Source organism: Muricoccus vinaceus (genome assembly GCF_042433125.1).
Lineage (GTDB): Bacteria > Pseudomonadota > Alphaproteobacteria > Acetobacterales > Acetobacteraceae > Roseomonas > Roseomonas vinacea.
Map to the genome: position 1 here is coordinate 84,074 of NZ_JBHLVZ010000001.1, position 21,511 is coordinate 105,584.

At 73.0% G+C, this 21,511-nt stretch carries 19 protein-coding genes; 12 read left to right on the top strand and 7 right to left on the bottom strand.

The genetic code is table 11. The features are described 5' to 3' along the window. From pcaG to ACFFIC_RS00460, 3 genes are read left to right on the top strand one after another with little or no spacing between them, the layout of a single operon-like run. Positions 1 to 603 (top strand): protocatechuate 3,4-dioxygenase subunit alpha, encoded by a 603-nt coding sequence (pcaG, locus tag ACFFIC_RS00450; protein ID WP_377048033.1) that lies wholly within the window; start codon positions 1 to 3, stop codon positions 601 to 603. 2 nt (positions 604 to 605) lie between these two features. Next, positions 606 to 1,952, top strand: a complete 1,347-nt coding sequence (pcaB, locus tag ACFFIC_RS00455; RefSeq protein WP_377048270.1) for a 3-carboxy-cis,cis-muconate cycloisomerase — start codon at positions 606 to 608, stop codon at positions 1,950 to 1,952. After that, complete coding sequence (locus tag ACFFIC_RS00460; RefSeq protein ID WP_377048034.1) at positions 1,949 to 3,199, top strand: alpha-hydroxy acid oxidase; 1,251 nt, start codon at positions 1,949 to 1,951, stop codon at positions 3,197 to 3,199. The genes pcaB and ACFFIC_RS00460 overlap by 4 nt, the downstream gene beginning before the upstream one ends. 12 nt (positions 3,200 to 3,211) lie before the next feature. Here ACFFIC_RS00460 and ACFFIC_RS00465 read toward each other — a convergent pair whose 3' ends face one another. Then, entirely contained in the window at positions 3,212 to 4,399 is a 1,188-nt protein-coding gene (locus ACFFIC_RS00465) for a DNA recombination protein RmuC (protein ID WP_377048035.1), read from the bottom strand. An 86-nt stretch (positions 4,400 to 4,485) separates the two neighbouring features. Here ACFFIC_RS00465 and ACFFIC_RS00470 point away from each other — a divergent pair, with 86 nt between their 5' ends. Genes ACFFIC_RS00470 through ACFFIC_RS00485 form a run of 4 tightly spaced genes read left to right on the top strand, consistent with a single transcriptional unit; the run spans position 4,486 to position 8,733 of the window. Then, entirely contained in the window at positions 4,486 to 7,047 is a 2,562-nt protein-coding gene (locus tag ACFFIC_RS00470) for a ligase-associated DNA damage response DEXH box helicase (RefSeq protein WP_377048036.1), read from the top strand. Then, a complete protein-coding gene (pdeM, locus tag ACFFIC_RS00475; RefSeq protein WP_377048037.1) occupies positions 7,044 to 7,739 on the top strand; it encodes a ligase-associated DNA damage response endonuclease PdeM in 696 nt (231 codons plus the stop codon). Before ACFFIC_RS00470 ends, pdeM begins: the two co-directional genes overlap by 4 nt. Then, the gene (locus tag ACFFIC_RS00480; protein ID WP_377048038.1) at positions 7,736 to 8,023 is read left to right on the top strand and encodes a hypothetical protein; all 288 of its coding nucleotides are present in this window, start codon (positions 7,736 to 7,738) and stop codon (positions 8,021 to 8,023) included. The genes pdeM and ACFFIC_RS00480 overlap by 4 nt, the downstream gene beginning before the upstream one ends. Then, positions 8,020 to 8,733: a metallophosphoesterase gene (locus ACFFIC_RS00485; protein WP_377048039.1), complete on the top strand. Its 714-nt coding sequence runs from the start codon at positions 8,020 to 8,022 to the stop codon at positions 8,731 to 8,733. Before ACFFIC_RS00480 ends, ACFFIC_RS00485 begins: the two co-directional genes overlap by 4 nt. 69 nt (positions 8,734 to 8,802) lie before the next feature. On the opposite strand, the gene ACFFIC_RS00490 is transcribed toward ACFFIC_RS00485, so the two are convergent. Then, on the bottom strand, positions 8,803 to 9,819 hold the full coding sequence (locus ACFFIC_RS00490) for an ABC transporter substrate-binding protein (RefSeq protein ID WP_377048041.1): 1,017 nt from the start codon (positions 9,817 to 9,819) through the stop codon (positions 8,803 to 8,805). A 200-nt stretch (positions 9,820 to 10,019) separates the two neighbouring features. Here ACFFIC_RS00490 and ACFFIC_RS00495 point away from each other — a divergent pair, with 200 nt between their 5' ends. The 4 genes from ACFFIC_RS00495 (at position 10,020) to ACFFIC_RS00510 (ending at position 15,343) form a co-directional block, all read left to right on the top strand. Then, positions 10,020 to 10,856 carry a transglutaminase family protein gene (locus ACFFIC_RS00495; RefSeq protein ID WP_377048042.1) on the top strand — a complete coding sequence of 279 codons (837 nt, stop codon included), beginning with the start codon at positions 10,020 to 10,022 and terminating at the stop codon, positions 10,854 to 10,856. Then, the gene (locus ACFFIC_RS00500; RefSeq protein ID WP_377048043.1) at positions 10,853 to 13,336 is read left to right on the top strand and encodes a circularly permuted type 2 ATP-grasp protein; all 2,484 of its coding nucleotides are present in this window, start codon (positions 10,853 to 10,855) and stop codon (positions 13,334 to 13,336) included. Before ACFFIC_RS00495 ends, ACFFIC_RS00500 begins: the two co-directional genes overlap by 4 nt. Then, positions 13,333 to 14,217 (top strand): transglutaminase family protein, encoded by an 885-nt coding sequence (locus ACFFIC_RS00505; protein ID WP_377048045.1) that lies wholly within the window; start codon positions 13,333 to 13,335, stop codon positions 14,215 to 14,217. The genes ACFFIC_RS00500 and ACFFIC_RS00505 overlap by 4 nt, the downstream gene beginning before the upstream one ends. Before the next feature lie 106 nt (positions 14,218 to 14,323). Next, on the top strand, positions 14,324 to 15,343 hold the full coding sequence (locus ACFFIC_RS00510) for an ABC transporter substrate-binding protein (RefSeq protein WP_377048046.1): 1,020 nt from the start codon (positions 14,324 to 14,326) through the stop codon (positions 15,341 to 15,343). A gap of 35 nt (positions 15,344 to 15,378) precedes the next feature. On the opposite strand, the gene ACFFIC_RS00515 is transcribed toward ACFFIC_RS00510, so the two are convergent. From ACFFIC_RS00515 to ACFFIC_RS00525, 3 genes are read right to left on the bottom strand one after another with little or no spacing between them, the layout of a single operon-like run. Then, on the bottom strand, positions 15,379 to 16,125 hold the full coding sequence (locus tag ACFFIC_RS00515) for an endonuclease/exonuclease/phosphatase family protein (protein WP_377048048.1): 747 nt from the start codon (positions 16,123 to 16,125) through the stop codon (positions 15,379 to 15,381). After that, positions 16,122 to 16,763, bottom strand: a complete 642-nt coding sequence (locus tag ACFFIC_RS00520) for a hypothetical protein (protein ID WP_377048049.1) — start codon at positions 16,761 to 16,763, stop codon at positions 16,122 to 16,124. Before ACFFIC_RS00520 ends, ACFFIC_RS00515 begins: the two co-directional genes overlap by 4 nt. A gap of 19 nt (positions 16,764 to 16,782) precedes the next feature. Then, positions 16,783 to 17,766 carry a Bug family tripartite tricarboxylate transporter substrate binding protein gene (locus tag ACFFIC_RS00525; protein WP_377048050.1) on the bottom strand — a complete coding sequence of 328 codons (984 nt, stop codon included), beginning with the start codon at positions 17,764 to 17,766 and terminating at the stop codon, positions 16,783 to 16,785. A gap of 123 nt (positions 17,767 to 17,889) precedes the next feature. On the opposite strand from ACFFIC_RS00525, the gene ACFFIC_RS00530 reads away from it, so the two are divergent. Beyond that, positions 17,890 to 18,966, top strand: coding sequence for a TauD/TfdA family dioxygenase (locus ACFFIC_RS00530; protein WP_377048051.1), 1,077 nt, complete (start codon positions 17,890 to 17,892; stop codon positions 18,964 to 18,966). Positions 18,967 to 18,988: 22 nt separating this feature from the next. On the opposite strand, the gene ACFFIC_RS00535 is transcribed toward ACFFIC_RS00530, so the two are convergent. Both ACFFIC_RS00535 and ACFFIC_RS00540 read right to left on the bottom strand, forming a co-directional pair. Next, the gene (locus ACFFIC_RS00535) at positions 18,989 to 19,951 is read right to left on the bottom strand and encodes a Bug family tripartite tricarboxylate transporter substrate binding protein (protein WP_377048053.1); all 963 of its coding nucleotides are present in this window, start codon (positions 19,949 to 19,951) and stop codon (positions 18,989 to 18,991) included. A gap of 80 nt (positions 19,952 to 20,031) precedes the next feature. Further along, positions 20,032 to 21,501, bottom strand: a complete 1,470-nt coding sequence (locus ACFFIC_RS00540) for a helicase HerA domain-containing protein (RefSeq protein WP_377048054.1) — start codon at positions 21,499 to 21,501, stop codon at positions 20,032 to 20,034. Positions 21,502 to 21,511 lie beyond the last annotated feature (10 nt).

Genomic DNA, 21,511 nt, shown 5'->3' on the forward strand with positions numbered 1-21,511 from the left:
ATGGCCGACGCGACGCCCGAGCTGGCGCCTTCCGAGGCGACGGTCGCCTCCGCCCACCAGACGGCCGGCCCCTACTGGCATCTGGTGGACTTCCCGGAATGGGCGGACACCACGCGCCACTTCGCGGGCAACCTGCCGGAAGGTCAGCGCATCGTGATCACCGGCAGCGTGACGGACGGCACGGGCGCGCTGGTGACGGACGCGCTGGTCGAGATCTGGCATGCCGATCCGCAGGGCCGTTACCCGGACCCGAACGGCGATCCCACGGCCTTCCAGGGCTATGGCCGCTGCGCCACCGACAAGCAGGGGCGCTTCCGCTTCACCACCCTCAAGCCCGGCCCCGTGCCGGTCGGGCCGCACGCGGGTGCCAATGCCATGCAGGCGCCGCACGTCGCCTTCGCCGTCTTCGCGCGCGGGCTGCTGCAGCACGTTTCCACCCGCCTGTACTTTGAAGGCGAAGCCCTGAACGCGACGGATCCCGTCCTGACGGCGGTGCCCGAGGCCCGGCGCGGCACGATCATCGCGAAGCCCGCTGGCGGGAATGCCTGGAACCTCGATCTCCGCCTGCAGGGCGAGGGCGAGACGGTCTGGATGGCGGTTTGAGCGTGGCGGTCAACCCGGCGGACGGCGCGGTCTGGGGCGTCCTCTACGGCACCGACGCGATGCGCGGCGCCGTCGGGGAAATGGCCCTCCTCCAGCGCATGCTGGACGTGGAGGCGGCCCTTGCGCGCGCCGAGGCCGGGTTGGGCATCGTCCCGCGGGCGGCGGCGGACGCGATCACCGCCACGGCGCGCGCCGACCGGCTGGACCTGCCGAAGCTGGCCGCCGCCACGCGCAACACGGGCTATCCCGTGGTGGGCCTGGTGAAGCAGCTCGGCGCGCTGGCCGGGGACGAAGCCGCGCGCTGGACCCATTGGGGCGCGACCACCCAGGACATCCTGGACACCGCGCTGGTGCTGGCGATGCGCGACGCCTTCGCGCTCATCCGCGCCGACCTCGACAGCACGATCGCGGCGCTGGCCGCCCGCGCGCGGGAGCACCGGGGCACGGTGATGGCCGGGCGCACGCACCTTCAGCACGCCCTGCCCGTCACCTTCGGCTACAAATGCGCCGTCTGGCTGGCGCCCCTCATCAACGCGCGGGACACGCTGGACGCCCTGCTCCCGCGCCTGCTTCGCGTGCAGTTCGGCGGCGCCGTGGGCACGCTGGCCTCGCTGGGCGATCAGGGGCCGGCGGTGGCCGATGCCCTGGCGCGCGAGCTGGACCTGGCCGTGCCCGAGATACCCTGGCACGTCGCCCGCGACACGGTGACGGAGGCGGTCTGCTGGTGCGGCATCCTCTGCGGCTCGCTCTCCAAGATGGCGACCGACGTGATGCTGCTGATGCAGACCGAGGTGGCGGAGGTGTTCGAGCCGCACGAGGCCGGGCGGGGTGGTTCCTCCACCATGCCCCAGAAGCGCAACCCCATTGCCTGCGAATACGTGCTGGCGCAGGCCCGCGGTGTGCACGCGCTGGTGCCGCAGGTCATGTCCGCCATGGCGCTGGACCATGAGCGCGGCACCGGCCCCTGGCAGGCCGAGCCCCTGGCCATCCCCCAGGCCCTGCTGCTGACCCATGGCGCGATCGATCAGGCGCGGCAGATCGCGGAGGGCATGACGGTGGACGCCGCCCGGATGCGGCGGAACCTGGAGGCCACGGGGGGCGCGATCATGGCGGAGGCGGTGATGATGGGGCTGGCGCCGATGCTCGGCCGCGGCGCGGCGCACGACGCCGTGCACCACGCCTGCGATGTCGCGCTGGCCGATCGCGTGCCGCTGGCCGAGGCATTGGCGCGCGACCCCGCCGTGTCCTCCCGCCTCGATGCCGGGGCCATCGCGGGGATCACCGATCCCGCCACTTATCTGGGCAGCGCCGGGCTCTTCGTGGACCGCGTGCTGGAGCGCATCGCATGAGCCCGCCCGACGGCAACGGAGCCGCCCCCGTCCCGCCCCCGGCGAAGAGCGTCTATCGCAGCGTGTCCAAGGATCTGCCGCGGGTCCTCCGCCCGGTCCTGGCGCTCGACGACTTCGAGCCGGCGGCGCGGCGCAAGCTGCCGCGGCCGCTGTTCGGCTACGTCGCCGGCGCCGCCGAGACCAACAGCTCGCTGGCGGACAACCGCGGCGTCTTCGCCGACTGGGCCTTCCGCCCGCGATACCTGATCGACGTCTCCCGCCGCAGCATGGCGACCACGCTGCTCGGCACCGAGTACCGCGCGCCCTTCGGCATCGCGCCCATGGGCATCAGCGCGATGATGGCCTATCGCGGCGACCTCGTTCTCGCGCGCGCGGCGCGCGATGCCGGCATTCCCATGATCATGAGCGGCTCCTCCCTGATCCCGCTGGAGGAGATTGCGCGCGAGGCCCCGGGAAGCTGGTTCCAGGCCTATCTCCCCGGGGAGGAGGCGCGGATCACCGGACTGGTGGACCGTGTGGCGGCCGCGGGCTTCGGCACGCTGCTGCTGACGGTGGACACCACCACGATGGGCAACCGCGAGAACAACGTGCGATCCGGCTTCTCCACCCCGCTCAAGCCCACGCTTCGCCTGGCATGGGACGGGGCGATCCGGCCGCGCTGGCTGCTGGACACCATGCTGCCCACCCTGCGCCACCACGGCATGCCGCATTTCGAGAACTCCTACGCCACCCGCGGCGCCCCCATCATCGCCCGCAACGTGGAGCGCGACTTCGGCGCGCGCGACCACCTGAACTGGTCGCACCTCGCCCTGATCCGCCGCCGCTGGAAGGGCAAGCTGGTGGTGAAGGGCATCCTGCACGGGGAGGACGCCCGCCGCGCGGGCGAGGAGGGCGCGGACGGCGTCATCGTTTCCAACCACGGCGGGCGCCAGCTGGACGGCGCGATCTCCGCCTTCCGCGCCCTGCCGGAGGTGCGCGCGGCCGCCGGCTCCATGGCCGTCATGATGGATGGCGGAATCCGGCGCGGCTCGGACGTGCTGAAGGCGCTCGCGATGGGCGCGGACTTCGTCTTCGTCGGCCGTCCCTTCCTCTACGCCGCCGCCGTGGCCGGGGAAGCGGGCGTGCGCCACGGCATCTCCATCCTGTCCTCCGAGGTGGATCGCAACCTCGCGCTGCTGGGATGCCAGTCGCCGAAGGAGGTGGGCATGCATCACCTCATGCGGGTGAAAGGCTCCCCCGCCGCCTAGGCGTGGCCGCCCTCAGTCCGCCACCGGCGCCGGCAGGCCGACCGGTGCGCCAAGCGCCGGCGCCTCGCTCAGTTCCACGGCCTCGATCGCGACGCCGCGGCGGGCGATCTTGCCGGTGGTGATCTCGATCTGCTGGACGTCCATCTGGATGTCCACGAAGTGCTTGCGCAGCTTTCCCACGCGCTCGTCGAGCCGGGACACGTCCTTCATCAGCTCGGCCACCTGGTGTTTGATCTGCCCGGCCTCTGCCCGCATCCGCACGTCCTGCATCAGGGCGCGCATGGTGCCCAGCACGGCCCAGAGCGTGCTGGGGGAAACGATGTAGACGCCGCGCCGGGCCGCCGCCTCCACCACCGGGTTATGGGCGGCGTGAAGGTCCGCGTAGATCGCCTCGGAAGGGACGAAGATCAGCGCGCCCTCGGCGGTCTCGCCGGGGCAGATGTATTTCCCGGCCACGTCGTCCACGTGGCGCGTCACGTCGCCGGCGAAGCGCTTGGTGGCGGCGATGCGGGCGGCATCGTCCGGTGCGTCGCGCGCGGCGAGCCAGGATTCGAGCGGGAACTTGCTGTCCACCGCGATGGGCCCGGGCGGATAGGGCAGTCGGATCAGCACGTCGCAGCGGGTGCGGTTGGCCAGCGTGTGCTGCCAGGAGAAGCCGCCGGGCGGCAGCCTGTCCTCAACGAGCTGGCGGAGCTGCACCTCCCCGAAGGCGCCGCGGGACTGCTTGTTGCCCAGGATTTGAGCGAGCGTCCCCACCTGCGCGCCCAGCGCCTCCATGTTGGCCCGCGCGGCGTCGATCACGGCCAGGCGCTCGTGGATCTTCCCGGCCGTTTCCTCGGCCTTCAGGGCGTTCTCGCTCATCGCCCGGCCCAGGCGCTCGTTCTGCCCGGCCAGGCGGTCCGCCAGGGCGCGCTCGGTCGCGGCCAGGCGGTCGTTCTGCTTGGCGAGCCCTGCCGAGAGCGTCTCGGTCAGGGCCAGGGTCGTCGCCGAAAGCCGGTCCGCCAGGGCGCGCTCACTGGCGGCGGCACGGTCCGCCACCGCCATGGCCTGGCGGTCCTGCGCGGCACCCAGGGCGTCCAGCTTGCCGGCCAGGGCGCCGATCGCCTCCTCGCCCCCGGTGCGGCGGAGCAGGAGAACCGCCACGCCGAGAAGGGCCAGCCCCGCGAGGACCAGGGGAAGAAGCGTCGCCAACTCGTTCATGCCGTGGTCTTCCACCCTTTTGCGCAGCAGCTTCTCGCGCAGCGGCCCTCGCCGCCGCCCGAATGCATGCCATATACCGGGGGCCCATGGGAACATTGCCGGAACCCTTCGCGGGCTGGTTCGCCGCGCGCGGCTGGACACCGCGCCCTCATCAGCTCGCGCTCTGGCGCGCGGCGAAGGCTGGGGAAAGCGCGCTGCTCATCGCACCGACCGGGGGCGGCAAGACCCTGGCGGGTTTCCTGCCGACCCTGCTGGACCTGCACGCAAACCCGCGGGAAGGGCTTCACACCCTCTACGTCTCGCCGCTGAAGGCATTGGCGGTGGACATCGCGCGCAACCTGATGGACCCGGTGACGGAGATGGGCCTGCCCATCCGCATCGAGACCCGCACCGGCGATACCCCCCAGAACCGCCGTGCCCGCCAGCGCGAAACGCCGCCGCAGATCCTCCTGACCACGCCGGAGAGCCTGGCGGTCCTTCTTTCCTCACCGGAGGCGCCGGAGCTTTTCGGGAACCTGCGCGCCGTGGTGGTGGACGAGGCCCATGCCATGGCCGGCACCAAGCGGGGCGACCAGCTCTGCCTGCTGATGGCACGGCTCGATGTCCTGGCGCCCGGCCTGCGGCGCACGGGGCTGTCCGCCACCGTCGCCCATCCGGAGGCGCTCCGCACCTGGCTTTCCCCCACCGCCCGCGCGGAGGACGTGCGCCTCGTCACCGGCCGCGGCGGGGCGGAGCCGGTGATGGACCTGATGCTCCCGGAGGGCCACCTGCCCTGGGGCGGGCACATGGGCATCGCCTCCGCCCCCGGCGTGCTGGCCCGGATCGACGGGGCGGCGGTCACCATCGTCTTCGTCAACACCCGGGCCCAGGCGGAGCTGATCTTCGCGGCCCTGTGGCGGCTGAACGAAGGCAACCTGCCCATCGGGCTGCACCATGGCAGCCTGCAGATCGAGCAGCGCCGCAAGGTGGAGGCCGCCATGTCCGCGGGGAAGCTGCGCGCCGTGGTGGCCACCGCCTCGCTGGACCTCGGCATCGACTGGGGCGCGGTGGACCAGGTGATCCAGGTCGGCGCGCCCAAGGGGGTCGCGCGGCTTCTCCAGCGCATCGGGCGCGCCAACCACCGCATGGACGAGCCCTCCCGCGCCGTTCTCGTGCCCGCCAACCGCTTCGAGGTGATCGAGTGCGTCGCCGCCACCGAGGCCGTGCGCGCCCATGAGCTGGACGGCGAGCCGCCCCGGCCCGGCGGGCTCGACGTGCTGGCGCAGCACCTGCTCGCCATGGCCTGCCAGGCCCCCTTCCACCCCGACGATCTTTACGCCGAGGTCACCCGCGCCGGCGCCTATGCCGCCCTGTCCCGGCGCGACTTCGACGACGTGCTCCGCTTCGTGGAGGACGGCGGCTACGCGCTGCGGGCCTACGAGCGCTTCCGCCGGCTGTTCCGGGATGCCGAGGGGATGGTGCATGTGCGCGACCTCCGCGTCGCGCGGCAGGCGCGGATGAATCTCGGCACCATCGTGGACACGCCCATGCTGAAGGTGCGCATTCGCGGCGGCCCCGTGCTCGGCGAGGTCGAGGAATGGTTCGCCTCCACGCTGGAGCCCGGCCACTGCTTCATCTTCGCCGGCCAGACCCTGCGCTACGAGGGGATCGATGCCCTGACCATGGTGGTCACGCGCGGGGGCGAGGGCGAGCCGCGCGTGCCCGCCTATGCCGGGGCACGCCTGCCGCTCTCCACCAACCTGTCCTTCCGGGTGCGCTCCATCCTGTCCGACCCCAGGCGCTGGCGCGCCCTGCCCGACCCCGTGCGCGACTGGCTGCGCCTGCAGCAGCGACGCTCCGAGCTGCCGCAGCGGGACGGGATGCTGGTGGAGGTGTTCCCCCGCGCCGGGCGCTGGTTCCTGGTCGCCTACTGCTTCGAGGGCCGGCTTGCGCACCAGACGCTGGGCATGCTGGTGACCAAGCGGATGGAGCGCATGGGCTACGGCCCCATGGGCTATCTCGGCACGGACTACGTGCTGGCCACCTGGAGCGCCTTCGAGCCCACCGACCCCGAGCGGCTCTTCGAGGAGGACATCCTCGGCGAGGAGCTGGAGGAATGGATCGCGGAAAGCTCCATGCTCCGCCGCACCTTCCGCAACATCGCGACCATCGCGGGCCTGATCGAGAAGAACCATCCCGGCGCCGAGAAGTCCGGGCGGCAGATGAGCATGAACTCCGACCTGATCTACGACGTGCTGCGCAAGCACGAGCCCGACCACATCCTTCTCCGCGCGACGAGGGCGGAGGCCGCGACGGGGCTGACCGATGTGGGGCGCATCGCGACCCTCCTCGCCCGCATCCGGGGCGCGATCCGCATCCGGCGGCTCGACCGGGTCTCCCCCCTCGCTGTCCCAGCCCTGATCGAGGAAGGGCGCGAATGGGTGGCCGGCGGCGCCGAGGACGCGCTCCTGGCCGAAGCCGCCGCCCTGGTGGACGACGCCACGGGAGGCGCCGAGCACTTCGCCGACGTTCTATCGGAGGTGACGGAGGGGCTTCGCGTGCGTTCGGGGGTGGTGGACCGCCCCCGCCGACAGGACCGTAAGCGCCGCCCCCCGCCGCGCCGCTTCGTGCGCAGCGCCAGGCTGCCGGGCGGGGATACCACGCCATGACCCCCGCGCCCCTGCACCTGGCGGGCGAGCGCCTGATGCTCGACCCCTCCGGCGTGGTTTCCTGGCCCGCGCGGCGGAGCCTGATCGTCTCGGACCTCCACCTGGAGAAGGGCAGCCATTTCGCGGCGCGAGGCTTCTTCGTGCCGCCCTACGACACGCGCGAGACCCTGGCGAAGCTGGCGCTGGCGGTGCGCCGCCACGGGCCCTCGCGGCTGATCCTGCTGGGCGACAGCTTCCACGACGCCCTGGGCTGCCAGCGCATGGCGCCGTCCGACTGCGCCGCCCTCACCCGCATCCTGGCGGCGGCGAGCGAGGTGGTCTGGGTGCTGGGCAACCACGACCCCATCGCCCCCGTGGGCCTGCCGGGCATCGCGGTGAACACCTTCTCGGACGGTCCCCTCACCTTCCGGCACGAGGCGGACCCGCGCGCGGCCGGGGAACTGAGCGGCCACTTCCACCCCAAGGCCACGCTCGCCACCCGCGCGGGCCCGGTCAGCCGCCCCTGCTTCGCGACCGACGCCCGGCGCGTCATCCTGCCGGCCTTCGGCGCCTATACAGGTGGCCTCGACATGCGCGACCCCGCCCTGGGCCGCCTGTTTCCCCGGGGCGGGCGGGTCTTCCTGCTCGGGCCGGACCGCCTCTACAGCGTGCCGCTCGCGCCCATGCGCCGCCGCGCGGAGAGCCCGGCATGAGCCGTTCCACCATCCTCCGCTCCCTTCAGGACATCCGCCTTTCCGGCACCACGGGTGAAAACCTCGGCCCGGAAGGTGCCGATGTCCGGCCCTGGGCGCCGTCGCGGATGCCGTTCCGCCTCATCCATCACGCCTCGGACGTGCCGGAGGGGATCCGCCGCGGGCCGGGGTCCGGCAAGGGCGTTTACCCGCGGCCCGTGATCGGTCATGCCGAAGGCCGCGCAAGGGCGCTGGCCGCCCTCCGCGCCGCCGCCCGCGCGCCGAGGGAGGAGGCGACGGCTTGAAGGAGTTGCGCGCCCGCTTCGAAGGCCTGCGCGTCGTGGGCGACGTGCACGGCGAGGCGGCGGCCTTCCATGCCGCGGCCGACGGCGCGCTGGCCGAGCGCCTGTTCCTGATCCAGCTCGGCGACCTGACCGACGGCGGTCCCGACGCGCCCGGCGTGCTGCGCCGCGCCTTCTCGCTCCGGGCGGAAGGACGGGGGCTCTTCGTGCTGGGCAACCACGACCACAAGCTTCGCCGTGCGCTGGAGGGCGCGCCCATCCGGATCGAACCGGCCGGCCTCGGGCGCACGCTGGAGCAGATCGACGCCTCCGAGGACGGCGAGGCGCTGCGGCGGCGGGCGGTGCTGGAGATCGGCCGTGCCCCGGCCTGGCTGCGGATCGACCAGCGGCTGTTCGTGCATGGCGGATTCCACCCGCGCATGCTGCATGCCGCGCCCCCACCCGATGCCGGGGCGCGCAAGCCGGAGGGCCTGGTGCCCCGCGCGCTGTTCGGCCAGGTGACCAGCCGCATGCGCGAGGACGGCTACCCCGAGCGCCTGCACGACTGGGTGGACCGCATTCCCCAGGGCTTCACCATCTATTGCGGCCACGAGGTGCGCAGCGCCAACGGGCGCCCCCTGATGCAGGTGGGCGCGGGCGGCGGCGCGGCGGTGTTCATGGACACCGGCGCCGGCAAGGGCGGCCACCTGTCCTGGGTGGACCTGCCGTGGTGACACCGCCCGCCCGATCCTGCCGCGCCGGAACCATGGCCGGCGCGGCGATGCGCGGGGGCTCGCCCCGCCTCAGCCCAGCCCCCCCCTGCGGTTCACGAAGTCCAGCGAATAGGCGCGCCGAAGGTCCAGTCCGGCGGGATAGACGCCGTTGTCGCGCATGGTCGCATAGAAGCGGTCCCAGCGCTCATGGGTCATGGCGCCGACGCCGAGCGTGGCGGCCTCGTTGTCGGTGACGATCTTCCGTTCCTGCATGACGCGCAGGCCGTAGGCCATCTTCTCCGCCGGCATCTCGGCGTTCTGCGCCTGGATCAGTGCGTTGGCGGCGCCGATGTCCTGGCCCTTCATGTACTCGGTCCAGCCCTCGGCGGTCGCGTCCACGAAGCGCTGAACCAGGTCCCGCTTTCCGGCCATCATACGGGCGGAGATGTCGATGGTGGTGTTGTAGGCCTCGTAGCCGGCATCCGCGATCATGTGCACGCGCGGCCGCGCGCCCGCCCGCATGGCGGCATAGGGCTCGGAGGACACCATTCCCTGCTGGATCGCGCCCTTGTCGGCCATGAAGGGCTGGAGGTTGAAGGCGTGGGGGCGGATCTGGGCATCGGTGAAGCCGAAGCGCCCGCGCAGGAAGGGCCAGTGCGTGACCCGGCCCGCGGCGCTCATCATGATGGGCCTGCCGCGCATCGCCTCGAAGCCCGTGATCCCCGCCTCCTCGTGGCTCATCAGGATCATCGGATCCTTCTGGAAGATCGCCGCGATGCAGAGGAAGGGCAGGTTCTCGCGCACGTAGTTCAGGGCCTGAAAGGGATTGGACATGATCATGTCCGCCCGCCCGCCGATCAGGAGCTGCGCCGGGTTCTGCATGGGGCCGCCCTGGCGCAGGTCGCACTCGATGCCGTGCCGGCGGTAGATGCCGGCCGCCACCGCCTGATAGTAGCCGCCATGCTCCGCCTGGGCCCGCCAATCCGTCTGGAAGGACACCTTGTCCAGGATCTGCGCCGAAACCCGCGCGCCGGGCACCGGCACGAGGGAGAGGGCTGTGCCGCCGGCCAGCAGGGCACGGCGTTGGATGTGGTACTTGGTGCCCATGGGTGTCTCTCCGAGGCCGGATGCCGGTTCCGCCCGCGGGCCCAATGCCCGTGGCGATGCGCGCGCCGCGTGATGCCACGCCGGGCGATCCCTGCGCCAGCGCGGCCTCCCTCCGTGCAGGGGCGCAACAGGGGTATCCTGCGCCGCCCCGGCGGCTATGCTGCGCCGCCCCAGCTCCGGAAGGGCCCAGACCACCCCGCATGGCCAGCCTCGTCACCCTGACCCACGTCACGGCCTATCGCTACGACCGGCCTGTGCTCCTGGGGCCGCAGACGATCCGCCTGTCTCCGGCGCCGCACGCCGCGGCCGTGGTCCGGCGTCATGCGCTGAAGGTGGAGCCCGCGAACCACCGGTTGTTCCACCGCCGGGACCCGCAGGGCAATCCGGAGTCGCTCGCAGTCTTCGACGGCCGGGTCGAGCATTTCACGGTGGTCGCCGAGCTGGAGGCGGAGCTGGTGCCCGTGAACCCCTTCGCCTTCGTGCTGGAGGACGGCGCGGACCGCTGGCCCTTCCGCTACGATCCTCTGCTGGCGGCGGAGCTCGCGCCGAACCTGCGCTCCGGGGTCACGGGAGAAGGCATCGCCGCCCTGATCCCCACCCGACGCGAGAACGGCGAGGACACCATACCGGCCCTTCTGGCGGTGGCGCGCCGCGTCGCCGGCGAGATCGAGTACATCCGCCGCGACGAGCCCGGCATCTGGGAACCGGAGGAGGTGATCTCGCGGGCCCAGGGCTCCTGCCGGGACACTGGCTGGCTGCTGGTGCACGCCTTTCGCGCCATGGGCATCGCCGCACGGTTCTGCTCCGGCTACCTGCTCGACACGAACGAGAACACGGCGGAGCTGCACGCCTGGGCGGAGGCCTTCCTGCCCGGCGCGGGCTGGGTCGGCTTCGATCCCACCTCCGGCCTGCTGGCCGCCGAGTTCCACCTCCCGCTTTCGGCCGCCTCCGACCCGCGCCTGGCCGCGCCCGTCAGCGGCACGCACGAGCCCTGCGGCGTCACCTTCTCCGCGTCCCTCTCGCTGGTGGCGACGTGAGCGCGCAGCACGGGACAAGCCCGGCCGGAGCAGCGGTGGCCGAACCGGTGGACGAGATGGTGGACGGCAGCGGCCATGTGCGGCCGCAATGGCGTGGCCTTCTGGGCGCGCTGTCCAGCCTGCCGGACGGGGGGCTGGCGGGCCGCGCCCGCCTCCTGGACCGCGCCTTCGAGGAGGAGGGCTCCGCCGGCCTCCTGCCGGCCCATGGGGGCAAGGGCCGCGCCGCGGCGGGACGGCTGGACCCCGTGCCGCTGGTTCTGGAGGGCGCCGAGTTCGCCACCCTGGCCGAGGGCTTAGCCCAGCGCGCCCGCCTGCTGGAGGCGGTGCTGACCGACCTGTACGGCCCGCAGAACCTGCTGGCCGAGGGCGCCCTCCCGCCGGAGCTGGTGTTTCCCAACCCTGCCTTCCTCCGCCCCTGCTGCAACAGCGTCCCCGGTCCCTTCCTGCACCTTTACGCGGCGGATCTCCTGCGCGGGCCGGATGGCATCTGGCGGGTGTCGGGGGACAGCGTTGTGGCCATGGATGGCCTGGCCCAGGCCTATGCCAACCGTTCCCACATGGCGCGGACGCTGCCGGAATGCGCCCGCGCCGTGCAGTTCCGTCCGATCCGGCCCTTCGTGGATGCCTGGAGGGACGTGCTGCAGCGCGCGGCCGGCACGGAGCCGGAGGGAGCGGCCACGGTGGCCCTCCTCACCCCCGGCGTCGGCCACCCCGCCTGGGCCGAGCACGTCACCCTGGCGCGCGACCTCTCCTGCGCCCTGGCGGAGGCCGGCGACCTGAGCGCGCGGGGCGGCGCCCTGTTCCTCAAGACGCTCCGCGGGCTGCAACCGGTCCGCGTCCTCTTGTCCCGCATTCCCGGGGCGGCGCTGGACCCGCTGGAGCTGGGCGGGCGCACGGCCGCCGGCGTGCCGGGCCTGCTGGACGCGATGCGGGCCGGCTCGCTGAGTGTGCACAACCACCCGGGCGCGGGCCTTGCCGAGGCGCCTGGCCTGCCCGCCTTCCTGCCCGCCCTGTGCCGGCGCCTGCTGGGCGAGCAGCTGGCAATTCCCTCGGTCGAGACGCTCTGGCTGGGCGACCCGGCCTCCCTCGCCCGCCAAGCCGCCTCGCCCGGGGAGTTCACCCTTCGCGCGGCCGGCCTGGCCGGGCCAGCGCCGGCAAGGCACGCGGCCGCCGATCCGCGCGCCCTGGCCGCCGTGGCGAGGCCGGTCGCCTCCCTGGCGCCCACCCTGGTCGGCGAACGCCTGGAGCCCCGGCCCGTCAGCCTGCGCCTCTTCCTCCTGCATGACGGGCAGGGCTGGCGTTGCCTGCCGGGCGGCCTCGCCCGCGTGGCCGATCCCGCGGCGCCGGAGGCCGGGGGCGAGCTTTCCAAGGATGTCTGGGTGCTGTCCGGGGAACGCACGGAGATCCGCGGCCCCGGCGCGCTGCAGGTGCCGATGCTGGCCATCCGCCGCGCCGCCGGGGACCTTCCCTCCCGTGTGGCGGACAACCTCTTCTGGCTTGGCCGCTACGTGGAGCGGCTGGACGATTCCGCGCGGCTGCTGCGGGCCACCATGGTGCGGCTGGACCGCGCCCCGATGCTGCCCCGCGACCTGGCGGAGGTCGCGGCACTCTCGCGCTGCCTGCTGGACGCGAAGCTGATCACCAAGGAGGAGGTGCCCACCTCCGGCGACGATTCCGCGCTCCGCCGTGCCATTCTCCAGGCGGGGCGCGAGGGCGGGCGGCTGCACCGGCTGACCGGAGAGGTCGCCCGGCTGGTGGAGGGCACCCGCGACCGCCTGACCAGCGACATGCACGCGGCCTTCACCCTGCCGCTCAGGGACTGCCGGGCGGCGCTGATGGGCGCATCGAACCCGGCCGCGCTGGGCGCCGCGCTGGGCGGGCTGGTGCGCTATGCCTCGGGCGTCGCGGGGGTGGCCGCGGAGAACATGGTGCGCGGCGGGGCCCATACCTTTCTCGACCTGGGGCGGCGGCTGGAGCGCGGTGCCAGCGTGGCGGCGTTGCTCGGCCACCTGCTGGCCGAGCCGCCCGCGCGGGTGGAGAGCGCGCTCGCGCTGGCGCTGGAGCTTTGCGATTCGGTCATCACCTACCGCACGCGCTACCTGCACGTGCTGCAACCGGCCCCGGCGCTGGACCTCGTGATGGCCGATCCCGCCAACCCCCGTGGGCTGCTGTTCCAGCTTTCCGCGGCCGAGCGCCTCCTCGCGGGGGTGGAGGGCGGAGGCGATCCCAGCCTTTCCGCCTGGGCGCGCCGCCTCCGCCGGGATGGCGAGGCCATGGCCGCCGAGGTGGCCGTCGCCGCGGACGGCGCCTCCGCCGCCACGCTCCTCTCGCCCCGGCTGCTCGCCCTGGAGGGCGCCGTGGGGTCGCTGTCCGACGCGATCGGGCGGCGCTACTTCACGCTGGTCAGCCATCCTCGCCTGCTGGGCGTGGACACGGCCGAGCCGCCGTTCCCGGCCACGGTCGTGCGGGGCGCGGCGTGATCTACCGCCTGCGCCATGTCACGGCTTATGCCTATGAACTGCCGGTGGAGATGGCGACCCACCTGCTTCATCTGACGCCGCGGCCGCTGCTGCAGCCCCGGTTCCGGCAGCGCGTGGCGCGCAGCGGCCTTTCCTGCGACCCTCCGCCGGGGCGGCGCAGCGAGGGGCTGGATCACTTCGGCAATCCCACGGCCTGGTTCTACCTCGAACGGCCCCATGACCGCCTGACCGTGACGGCCGAATCCCTGGTGGAGGTCACCGCCCCTCCGCCCCTGCCGGCCGAGACGCCGCCCTGGGAGGCCATCCGCGCCATGGCGCTCCGCGATCCCGCCGCGGCGGAGTTCCTGTTCCCGAGCCCGACGCTGCCGCCGGTGGAGGCGGCCCGCGCCTTCCTCGCGCCCTACTTCACGCCGGGCCGCATGGTCGGGGCGGCGGCGGTGGAGATGATCCGCCATTTCCGCGACCACATGGCCTTCCGCGCGGGGGTCACGACCGTCTCCACCCCCGTGGAGGAGGTGCTCAAGCGCCGCGCGGGGGTGTGCCAGGACTTCGCGCACCTGCTCGTCACGGGGCTGCGGATGCTTGGCATCCCCGCGCGCTACGTATCCGGGTATATCCGCACCCATCCCGCCCCCGGCGGGGTGCGGCGCGTGGGCGCGGACCAGTCCCATGCCTGGGTGGCGGCCTGGATGGGCCACGAGGCCGGCTGGGTCGAGATGGACCCGACCAACAGCCTGTTCGTTTCGGACGAGCACGTGGTGCTCGGCTGGGGCCGCGACTTCGGCGACGTTTCCCCGCTGCTCGGCGTGATCCTCGGCGGGGGCGAGCACACGGTGAGCGTCGGGGTCGACATGGACGAGGCGAGCACCGTTCCGGGCTGAGCGAAGCGCCGCGCCGGGCGGCATCCTTCCTGCATGGACGCCTGGCCCGCGCCGGTCGATACCGGACACGCCCACCAGATCTGCTCAGTTCGGAGAACGCCATCCCATGATCGCTCGTCGCACCCTCATCGCCGCCGGCGCCGCCGGGCTGGCGCTTCCCGCGGTCCGTACGGCCCATGCCCAGGCCCCCGTGCGCTTCGCGCTCGACTGGGCCTTGCAGGGCAACCACGGCATGTTCTCGCTGGCGGATGACCGCGGCATCTTCCGGCGCGAGGGCATCGGGCTGCGCATGGACCGCGGCTTCGGCTCGGGCGACACCACGGTGAAGGTGGCATCCGGCGCCTACGACGTCGGCTACACCGATGTTTCGACCCTGGTGAAGTTCAACGCCGAGAACCCGGACAAGCGGCTGGTCACCTTCTACCAAATCCTGGACCGCACGGCGGCCGCGCTGATCACCCTGAAGAAGAGCGGCATCACCGATCCCAAGGGAGTCGCCGGCAAGCGCCTGGGCGCACCCGAGGGCGAGGGCAGCCGCATGCTCTTCCCGGCCTTCGCGCGCGTGGCGGGCATCGATGCCTCCGGCGTTCGCTGGACCAGCATGGCGGCGAACCTGCGCGACACCATGCTGGCCCAGGGCCAGGTGGACGCGGTGACGGGCTTCCTGTTCACGACCTACTTCAACCTCGTCGGCCTCGGCACGCCCGAGAGCGACATCGTGGCCTGGCCCTATGCCGAGAACGGGCTGGACATCTACGGCAGCGCCCTGATCGCCCGCGCCGACTGGCTCGACAAGAACCCGCAGCTCGCGGCCGGCTTCGTGCGCGCCTCGGTGGAGGGGCTGAAGATGCTGATCGCCGATCCCGATGCCGGCATGGCCTCCCTCAAGAAGCGCGAGGCGCTGTTCGACGAGGCGCTGGAGAAGCGCCGCTGGGCCATGACGCGCGACCGCTCCATCCTGACCCCCAATGTGCGCGCCGGGGGCACGGGCGTGATGGACGCGGCCCGCGCCGAGACGCTGATCCGCGCGAACGCGGAGGCCTATGGCGTAGCCAACCCGCCGAAGGTGGGCGACATGTTCACCGACCGCTTCCTGCCCCCGGCGGCGGACCGCAAGATCGCCTGATCCCGGGGCAGGCGGCGCCGCGGAGCGCCGCCCGGTCAGCGCGGCGCGGGGAGCGAGACCCGCGCCGTCAGCGGCAGGTGGTCCGAGGCGCGCCGCGCCAGCGGCGTGTCGTGCGCGCGCAGTCCGGTGACCATTCCCGCCGGGTGCCCCATGATCCGGTCCAGCGCGAGGAAGGGGCGGAAGCCCGGGAAAGTCGGCACCTGCGGCGAGGTGCCGAACACCGGCTCCAGCACCCCCAGGGCGGAGCCGCCGGCGCGCCACTCGTTCAGGTCACCCATGAGCAGGGTCGGCAGGCTTGAGCCGGCGCCGGCTTCCATGGCGGCCAGCAGGGCCTCCGCCTGGCGCTTGCGCCTGGAGGCGCCCAGGCTGAAATGCGTCGCGATCAGCCGGAACGGTCCCCAGCCCAGATCCAGCTCGGCGAGGATGGCACCGCGGGGCTCCATGCCGCCGATCCGCAGGCCCAGCGGCGGACGCAGCACGGCGGCGTCGCGGCGGACCAGGACAAGGTTGCTGCGCCAGCCCTGCTCGCCCGGGCGGTCCGGAAGGCGGAGGGAACGCAGCCCGGCCTCGCGCGCCAGGATGTCCTCGTCCAGCATCGCGCGGTCGGGGCGCAGGTAGTGCTGGGCTTCCTGCAAGGCGATCAGGTCCGGGCGGATCTCGGCGATGACCCGCGCGATTCCCTCCGGCCGGAACAGGCCCGCCGGGGGACGGCCACGATGGACGTTGTAGGTCGCGACCAGCATCCCGCGCCCGGGCCCGGCGGGCGGCGGGGCGTGGATCATGCGCGGGCCGCGTGGCGGCGCGCCGCGATGATGGCGGCGGCGGTGGCGCCGAGGCAGGTCAGCAGAATGTCGGTCCAGGTGTCCGTGAAGTCGCCGATCAGGCCGGTCATCCCCTCGAAGACCTCCCAGAGGCAACCGAGCAGCAGGCCGAAGACCAGGCCGGAAAGGGTGATGCGGCGCGCGCTGCGGGCGCGCCCGTCGGCCAGCAGCAGCGCCACGAGAACCGCGCCGGCCATGGCGCCGCTGAAGAGATGGACGATCTCGTCGTAGGGGTTCTCGCCGTAGAACCAGTTCAGGCCATAGCCGGGGCTGCTGAGCATGGTCGCGAGGACGGGCGTGCAGTCCAGCGCGCGCGGCAGCGCCCGCAGGCGTTGCGGCAGAACCGCCATGCGTTCCCGCGGCGGCAGGATCAGGCCGATGCAGCCCACCAGCGCGACGAGCGTGCCCATGGAGGCGTTGCGCTTGTCCAGCGACCAGAACCAGGCGGCCATGGCGGCGAGAAGGAGGATGCAGAACCAGGCGAACCGTGATTGCCGGCGGAGGTCGTCGCGCGTCAGCAGGGGCAAGCCCGTGTCTCCCTTCCGCCGCGCCGCGCCGGTCTGGCTGAACGCGGCGGCGGCGGCGGGGTTGAGGGGCAAGCGGCGGCGCGCCCGGCCTTTACTGCACGCTGATCCGCTGCTCCCGGATGATGCGGGCCCAACGGGTGGATTCCGCTTCGATCCGCCGCGCGAAGCCGTCCTGCGTGTTCGGCAGGTAGATCAATCCCTGCTCCTCCAGCAGCCGCTTCACCTCGGGCGTCCCGGCCGCCTCGGTGTAGGCGTCGAAGAGGCGGTCGGTGATGGCGCGCGGCGTGCCGGCGGGGGTGATCACCGCATACCATGTGACCACGTCCGCATCGGGATAGCCGGCCTCGATCATGGTGGGCACCTCGGGAAGCTGCGCCAGGCGCGCCGGGGTCGTCACCGCCAGCGCGCGGATCGCGCCGGCCCTGAGCTGCGGCAGCATCAGGGGCAGCGTGTCGAACATCGCCTGCACGTCGCCCGACAGCATCGCGGGCAGGGATTCGTTGGTGCCCTTGTAGGGCACGTGCTCCATTTGGATGCCGTCGCGCTCCTTGAGCATCTCGAAGATCAGGTGCTGCGCCGTGCCCACGCCGACCGAGGCCGCGTTCATCCGCCCAGGCCGCTGCTTCGCCAGCGCGACCAGCTCCGCCACGCTGTTCACCGGCAGGTCCTTGTTGACCACCAGCACCAGCGGCGAGGCCGCGAACATCGTCACCGGCAACAGGTCGCGGCGCACGTCATAGGGCATGTCGCGGTAAAGATGCGGGAAGATGGTGAGCGGCCCGAGGTTGCCCATGCCGATCACGTAGCCGTCCGGCGTCGCGCGGGCGATTTCCGCGACCCCGATCCGCCCGCCCGCGCCCGCCTTGAAGTCGTTCACCACGGCGACGCCCAGCCGGCGCGACACCTGGTCGTTGTAGGCGCGCGCGATCAGGTCGTTCAGCCCGCCCGGCGGCCAGGGAACGATGAAGCGGACGGGCTTGGCGGGCCAGGCCGGCTGGGCAAGCGCCGGGCGCGCAAGCGACGTGGCACCGGCGGCGAGGCCCGCGAGAAGCGTCCGGCGGCCTGGATCGAGCATGCGAACCCCTGTGCTGTCTTGCATGATGGCGGCGCCCGCGCGCCGTTTGCCCATTGCGGCAATCGATGCAGCGATCATGCCATGCGCTTGACCGCGCGTGGACATGGCGCGACCGTCTGACCCATGCAGCAGGACCACCTTTCCCCCATCGGCGGCCCCGCCGCCTGGACCGGCGCGGACCTCGCGCGCGACCCCGGCTGGATGTTCCGCATCGGTCCCGAGGGCATCAGCGAGATCGACGCGGCCCTGGCGGGCGTGCGGGCGCGCGGCCTTCCCCTGCCGCGGATCCGCGCTGCCGATTTTCCCCTTCCGGGACTGCGCCCTCTGCTGGAGGCGGCGACGCGCGAACTGGAGGAAGGGCGCGGCCTGGTCCGCATATCCGGCCTGCCGGCGGAGCGCTACGCACCGGATGACATGAAGGCGGTGTTCTGGGGACTGGCCGCCCATCTCGGCACACCGTTGCCGCAGAACACCAAGGGCGAGATCCTGGCGGAGGTGCGGGACGAGACCGGCAGAGGGCTCGCCGTGACGGGGGCGGACGCGGCGGGTGCCGTGCCCTCCGCCCGGGCGCGCTCGCGCTCCACCGGCCCGCTGCGCTTCCACACCGACAAATGCGACGTGCTGGCCCTGCTCTGCGCCTCCAACGGGATCGCGGGCGGGGAGTCGCGCATCGTGTCCACCGTCGCCATCCATGACGCGCTGGCCGCGCGCCGCCCTGACCTGCTGGCGGTGCTGTACGGCGATTTCCATCGCATGCGCCCTGCCGACGAGGAAGGCGAGGGCCATGCCGACCGGGTCTTCACCATGCCGGTGTTTTCCCGCGGGCCGGACGGCGCCTTCACCAGCCAGTATTCGCGCACCTATGTGGAGATGGCGCATGCCGAGCCCGGCGTGCCGCCGCTCCGCCCGGAGCAGGTGGAGGCCATGGATGCGCTGGCCGCCATTGCCGACGAGCTCTGCCTGCAGATGCCCTTCGAGGCCGGGCAGATCCAGCTGATGAACCAGCACGTCACCTATCACGGGCGCACCGCCTACGCGGATGATGCGGCGGCGGGCGCCGCGCGCGTTCTGCTGCGAATCTGGCTTTCGGCGCCCAACAGCCGGGCACTGCCGGCAGGGCATGCGGTGCAATGGGGCAGCACGTCGCCCGGCGCAGTGCGCGGCGGCGCCATTCCCGGCCAGTCCGCCCTGGCGGCCTGACCGCGGGCGGGACGCGCGGACCTCAGTCCGGCGTGATCCGGGCCTCGCGCACCACCCGCGTCCATTCCTCCAGCTCGCGGTTCACCCGCGCCTGGATTTCGGCCGGCTGCATGATGCGGATCACCGCGCCCTGTTCCTCCGCACGGCGGCGGAACTCCGGCGAGGAGACCACCGCGTTGCAGGCCTCCGCCAGCCGCGCGAGCACGGGGGCCGGCGTCGCGGCCGGGGCGAAGACGGCGAACCAGCCAACCACCTCCAGGTCCGGCAGGCCGGACTCCGCCAGCGTCGGCACATCCGGAAGCGCGGGCGAGCGTGTCGGTGCGGTGATCGCCAGCGCCTTCAGCTTTCCGTCGCGCACGAAGGGCATCAGCGGCGGGGGCGTGGTCATCATCATCTGCACGCGGCCCGCCAGGAGGTCCTGGGTCGCGGGCCCGGTGCCGCGATAGGGCACATGGGTCATCTCCGTGCCCGTGCGGAGCTTCAGCAGCTCCGTTCCCAGGTGCTGCAGCGATCCGGTGCCGGAGGAGGCGTAGTTCAGCACCCCCGGATTGGCCTTCGCGTAGGCAACCAGATCCGCGACCGTCGCGGCGGGTACGGAGGGATGCAGGAAGATTACCTGCGGCGCGTCCAGCAGCAGCGCGACCGGTGCGAAATCCCGGCGGACATCGTAGCCGATGTTGGGCACGATGGCGGGGGAGCCGACATGGTAGCCGGAATACTGCACCAGCAGCCGCGTCCCGTCCGGCCTGGCGCGCGCCACGTCCTGCGTGCCAAGCGCGCCGTTGGCCCCGGCCTTGTTCTCCACCACCACCGTCTGGGCAAGCTGGCGCGCGAGCGGGTCCGCGAGCAGCCGGGCCGCGAAATCCGTGGTACCGGCGGGCGCCGTCGGGACCACCAGCGTGACGGTGGCCACCTGCGCATCCGCCCCGCCCGCGGCGAGGGCAGCGGCAATTCCGGCGGCGGTGGCACGGCGCGTGATCGGCATGGCAGGGCTCCCGTTTCCTCGGGACCAGGATGCCCCAGCCGCGCGGAAGCCGCCAATCACGCGGCGGCGGGGCGCCGCGGCTAGGCGGCGGCGGGATCGCCGGGCGCCGTTTCCCAGGCCAAGCCCACCAATGCGACCACGCGCCGCCCCCCGGCGGCGGGGCGGGTCACGATCAGCCCCTGTTCCTCGATCCAGCCCAGCAGCCGGCGTGCCCGCCCGGCGGAGCGGCTGCCATAGGCACGCGCGATCGCGGCATCCGAGGGGCAGGGCAGGCTCTGGCGCGCGGCATGGGCCAGGAGCAGGAACACGCCCTGCGTGTCCTCGGGCAGGGTGTCGGCCCGCGCCGCCGCCTCGGGCCAGCCGGGATCGTTGGCGGCCTCGGGCGGGACGCCCGCGCGGGCCACGGCCAGCATCCGGCGGAAGGCCGGAAGCTCGGGCGGGCGGCCCGCCACGGCATGGATGCGCAGCCGCACCAGCAGGTCCTGATACAGCACGCCGATCGGGCGGAAGGCGGCGTCCGTCTCCTCCAGCATGGCGTGCAGGATGGCCGCGATCCGGCCCTGGCGCTCCGCCTCCTCCTCCGGCGTCGGCTCGGGCTCCGGTGCGCGCGGCGCCGCGGGGCGGGCCTGGGCGAGCTGGGCGAGCATGTCCTGCGGCGCGACCGGCGGCGGGCGCCTGGCCGCGCGCGGCTGCACCGGGTCGGGCGCGGCCAAGATCAGCTCCCGCGCCTCCGCCGGCGCGGTCTGCGGCAGGGGCGTGAGGGCGGGGCCGGCACCGCGGCTCTCGGTCTCCACCGGACCGATGCGGATCGGCAGGGGCTTGCGCGAAAGGGCCGGGCCAAGACCGATGAAGTGGCCGCGCTCGAGGTCGCGGAAGGCCTCGGCCTGCCGCCGCTCCATGCCCAGCAGGTCGGCGGCGCGTGCCATGTCGATGTCGAGGAAGGTGCGGCCCATCAGGAAGTTCGAGGCCTCGGCCGCCACGTTCTTGGCCAGCTTCGCCAGGCGCTGGGTGGCAATGATTCCGGCCAGGCCGCGCTTGCGCCCGCGGCACATCAGGTCCGTCATGGCCGAGAGCGAGGCGCGCCGGGCATCGTCGGACACGTCGCCTCCCGCGGCGGGGGCGAAGAGCTGGGCCTCGTCCACCACCACCAGCATGGGCGTCCAGTGGTCGCGCTCGGCGTCGAACAGGCCGCCCAGGAAGGCGCTGGCGTGGCGGAGCTGGCGGTCGGTCTCCAGCCCCTCCAGGTTCAGCACCACGGAAACCCGGTGGCGCCGCACGCGGTCCCCGGCGGCCGCCATGGTTTCCTCGGCATGGGCGGCCGCGTCGATGACCAAGTGCCCGAAGCGGTCCGCGAGGGAGGTGAAGTCGCCCTCCGGATCGATCACCGCCTGCTGCACCCAGGGCGCCGACTGCTCCAACAAGCGCCGCAGCAGGTGGGACTTCCCGCTGCCCGAGTTGCCCTGCACGAGCAGCCGGGTGGCCAGGAGCTCCTCCAGGTCAAGGCGGGCGGCCCCGCCGCCTGTCTGCCCCATCTCGATGCCGACCGTCATGCCCCTCCCC

Coding starts and splice junctions, on each gene's coding strand:
- pcaG (WP_377048033.1), top strand. CDS start 1: ATGGCCGACGCGACGCCCGAGCTGGCGCCTTCCGAGGCGACGGTCGCC.
- ACFFIC_RS00460 (WP_377048034.1), top strand. CDS start 1,949: ATGAGCCCGCCCGACGGCAACGGAGCCGCCCCCGTCCCGCCCCCGGCG.
- ACFFIC_RS00465 (WP_377048035.1), bottom strand. CDS start 4,399: ATGAACGAGTTGGCGACGCTTCTTCCCCTGGTCCTCGCGGGGCTGGCC.
- ACFFIC_RS00470 (WP_377048036.1), top strand. CDS start 4,486: ATGGGAACATTGCCGGAACCCTTCGCGGGCTGGTTCGCCGCGCGCGGC.
- pdeM (WP_377048037.1), top strand. CDS start 7,044: ATGACCCCCGCGCCCCTGCACCTGGCGGGCGAGCGCCTGATGCTCGAC.
- ACFFIC_RS00480 (WP_377048038.1), top strand. CDS start 7,736: ATGAGCCGTTCCACCATCCTCCGCTCCCTTCAGGACATCCGCCTTTCC.
- ACFFIC_RS00490 (WP_377048041.1), bottom strand. CDS start 9,819: ATGGGCACCAAGTACCACATCCAACGCCGTGCCCTGCTGGCCGGCGGC.
- ACFFIC_RS00495 (WP_377048042.1), top strand. CDS start 10,020: ATGGCCAGCCTCGTCACCCTGACCCACGTCACGGCCTATCGCTACGAC.
- ACFFIC_RS00510 (WP_377048046.1), top strand. CDS start 14,324: ATGATCGCTCGTCGCACCCTCATCGCCGCCGGCGCCGCCGGGCTGGCG.
- ACFFIC_RS00515 (WP_377048048.1), bottom strand. CDS start 16,125: ATGATCCACGCCCCGCCGCCCGCCGGGCCCGGGCGCGGGATGCTGGTC.
- ACFFIC_RS00525 (WP_377048050.1), bottom strand. CDS start 17,766: ATGCTCGATCCAGGCCGCCGGACGCTTCTCGCGGGCCTCGCCGCCGGT.
- ACFFIC_RS00530 (WP_377048051.1), top strand. CDS start 17,890: ATGCAGCAGGACCACCTTTCCCCCATCGGCGGCCCCGCCGCCTGGACC.
- ACFFIC_RS00535 (WP_377048053.1), bottom strand. CDS start 19,951: ATGCCGATCACGCGCCGTGCCACCGCCGCCGGAATTGCCGCTGCCCTC.
- ACFFIC_RS00540 (WP_377048054.1), bottom strand. CDS start 21,501: ATGACGGTCGGCATCGAGATGGGGCAGACAGGCGGCGGGGCCGCCCGC.